Genomic DNA, 2,862 nt, shown 5'->3' on the forward strand with positions numbered 1-2,862 from the left:
TCACGATGACGACCTCAACCTCGTTCTCGGCAGCCAGGGGCAGCCAGGGGCAGCCAGGTTCAGCCCGCTCGGCGCAGGCGGAGCGAGTTGGCGACGACCAGGACCGAGCTCATCGCCATCGCGGCCCCTGCGATCATCGGGTTGAGCAGCCCGGCGGCGGCGAGCGGGATCGCGGCCACGTTGTAGGCGAAGGCCCAGAACAGGTTCTGCTTGATGACGCGCAGCGTCTGGCGCGAGAGCCGGATCGCGGTCGCGCTCGAGCGCAGGTCGCCGCGGACCAGCGTGATGTCGCTCGCCTCGATCGCGACGTCGGTGCCCGTGCCCATGGCCAGGCCGAGGTCGGCCCCGGCGAGCGCGGCGGCGTCGTTCACGCCGTCCCCGACCATGGCCACGACGCGGCCCTCCGCGCGCAGGCGCGCGACGACGTCGACCTTGTCCTGCGGCAGGACCTGCGCGATCACGTCCTCCTCGGCGATACCGACCTGTCGGGCGGCGACCTTGGCCGCGCCCGCGTTGTCGCCCGTGAGGAGGAGGGGGCGCAGGCCCAGCTCGCGGAGCTCGGCCACGGCCTGGGCCGAGGTCTCCTTGACGGGGTCGCGCAGGACGAGGACGCCCTGGGCGGCGCCGTTCCAGGCGACGACGACGGCGGTCGCGCCCGTGGACTCGGCCTCGTCGAACGCTCGGCGCAGGTCGGTCCCAGGGTTGTCAGAACGAGCGTGACCCGCAGCCCCCGCTGGTGCTGACACGTCGAACGCGACGCCCTGCTCGGCGAGCCATGCCGGGCGCCCGACCAGGACCCGCTGCGCGTTGAGGGCGCCCGCGGGGGACAGGCCCGAGTGCGCGGTGCGGACCAGGCCGCTCACCCCGCCGCCCGGGGAGCTCACGAAGTCGAAGACCTGCGGGGAACCGACGACGACGCCGTCGGCGCCGGTCTCGACGACCGCCCCGGCCGAGGTGTCAGCACCAGCGTGACCTCCAGCGCTCGCCGGCTCTGACTCGCGGTCGTCGACCTCGCCCGAGACCCGCGTCGCTGCCGACGCGATCGCCTGCGCGATCGGGTGCTCGCTCAGCCCCTCCACCGCGCCGGCGAGGCGCAGGGCGTGGCGGGCGGCGCCGTCGGGCGTCTCGCTCGACGAGCCGGCAGACCGCGCCGCGGCCGAGGACAGGTCGAGCGTGCCCTCGCGCGTGACCACGCGCTCGAGGGCCATGCGGCCCTGCGTGACGGTGCCGGTCTTGTCGAGGACGATCACCTCGACCCGGCGCGTGGACTCCAGGACCTCGGGGCCCTTGATGAGGATGCCGAGCTGGGCGCCGCGTCCCGTGCCGACGAGCAGGGCGGTCGGCGTCGCGAGACCCAGGGCGCACGGGCACGCGATGATCAGCACGGCCACGGCGGCCGTGAACGCGAACTGCGTGCTCGCCCCTGCGAGCAGCCAGCCGCCCAGCGTGAGCACGGCCAGGACCAGGACGATCGGCACGAACACGGCCGAGATCCGGTCCGCGAGGCGCTGCACGGGAGCCTTGCCCGTCTGTGCCTGGCTCACGAGGCGACCGATCTGCGCGAGCGTCGTCTCCTCGCCTACGCGCGTCGCACGCACGAGCAGGTGGCCCGAGGTGTTGACGGTCGCGCCCGTGACGTCGTCGCCGGGCGTCACGTCGACGGGGACGGGCTCACCCGTCAGGAGCGAGGTGTCGACGGCGGACGCGCCCTCGACGACGACGCCGTCGGTCGCGACCTTCTCTCCCGGGCGGACCGTGAACAGGTCGCCCTCTCGCAGGGCCGAGACGGGGACGCGCTCGGTCGTGCGGTGGCCGTCGGGGCCGGTCGTGACGCGCTCTGCGTCCTTGGCGCCCATCGCGAGCAGGGAGCGCAGCGCGTCGCCGGCCTTGCGGCGCGAGCGGTGCTCGGACCAGCGGCCCGCGAGGAGGAACGTCGTGACGACGGCCGCGACCTCGAAGTAGAGCTCGGGCATCGCACCGAGGGCACCGTGTGAGCGCTCCGGTACGAGCGACACCGTCATCCGCATGCCGATCTCGCCCGCGCCGCCCAGCAGGAGCGCCCACAGGGACCACAGGGTCGCGGCGATCACGCCGATCGACACGAGGGTGTCCATGGTCGACGCGCCGTGGCGGGCCGCGCGGAACGCGGCGGTGTGGAAGGGCCACGCGCCCCACGTCACGACCGGCAGCGCGAGGGCCGTGACGACCCACTGCCAGCCCGGGAACTGCAGGGCCGGGACCATCGACAGCAGCACGACGGGCAGCGTGAGGACCGCGGCGACCTTGAGGCGGCGCCCGAGGTCGGCACCCCGGTCGCGCGTGGGGGCCGAGGTGTCGGTCGACGCCGGGGCCGGAGCGGGGGCCGGGGCCCGAGCAGGGGCCGGTGCCGGCTCGGCCGGTGTGTCAGAACCAGCGTGGTCCGGGGTGCTCGCCGGTTCTGACACGACGGCGGCCCCAGGGGCCGCCACCCTCGCCGAGACGGCGGGGCTCGCCGCGCGGCGCCCCGTGACCCGCGCCTGGTAGCCCGCCTTCTCGACGGCCTCGACGAGCTCGGCGTCGGTGACGCCCTCGGGCAGCACGACGTGGGCGCTCTCGAGGGGCAGGTTGACGGTGGCCTCGACGCCGTCGACGCGGTTGAGCCGCTTCTCGACGCGCGCGACGCACGACGCGCACGTCATGCCCTCGATCGCGAGGTCGACCTCGACGAGGGTCGGCCCGGAGGTCAGGCCGGTGGGGGTGGTCATCGGTGCTCCTCGACTGTGTGGTGCGTCCGGCGGGTCCCGCCGGGTGGGGTGCTCCGTCGCGGCCCGCGGTCGGCGGGCGGGGGCGGTGGGGGCAGTCCGAGCGGTGGCCCCCCCCCCC

General features: G+C 75.1%; 1 protein-coding gene. It reads right to left on the minus strand.

Annotated features, from left to right (window positions below):
• Nucleotides 1-59 precede the first annotated feature (59 nt).
• Nucleotides 60-2,744, minus strand: coding sequence for a heavy metal translocating P-type ATPase (locus H9652_RS16850; RefSeq protein ID WP_191797544.1), 2,685 nt, complete (start codon nt 2,742-2,744; stop codon nt 60-62).
• Nucleotides 2,745-2,862: the final 118 nt, after the last annotated feature.

This window comes from Oerskovia rustica, from assembly GCF_014836555.1.
GTDB classification, from domain to species: domain Bacteria; phylum Actinomycetota; class Actinomycetes; order Actinomycetales; family Cellulomonadaceae; genus Oerskovia; species Oerskovia rustica.

Bases quoted from the DNA above. Each gene is read 5' to 3' on its own strand.
- H9652_RS16850 (WP_191797544.1), bottom strand. From the start codon at position 2,744: ATGACCACCCCCACCGGCCTGACCTCCGGGCCGACCCTCGTCGAGGTC.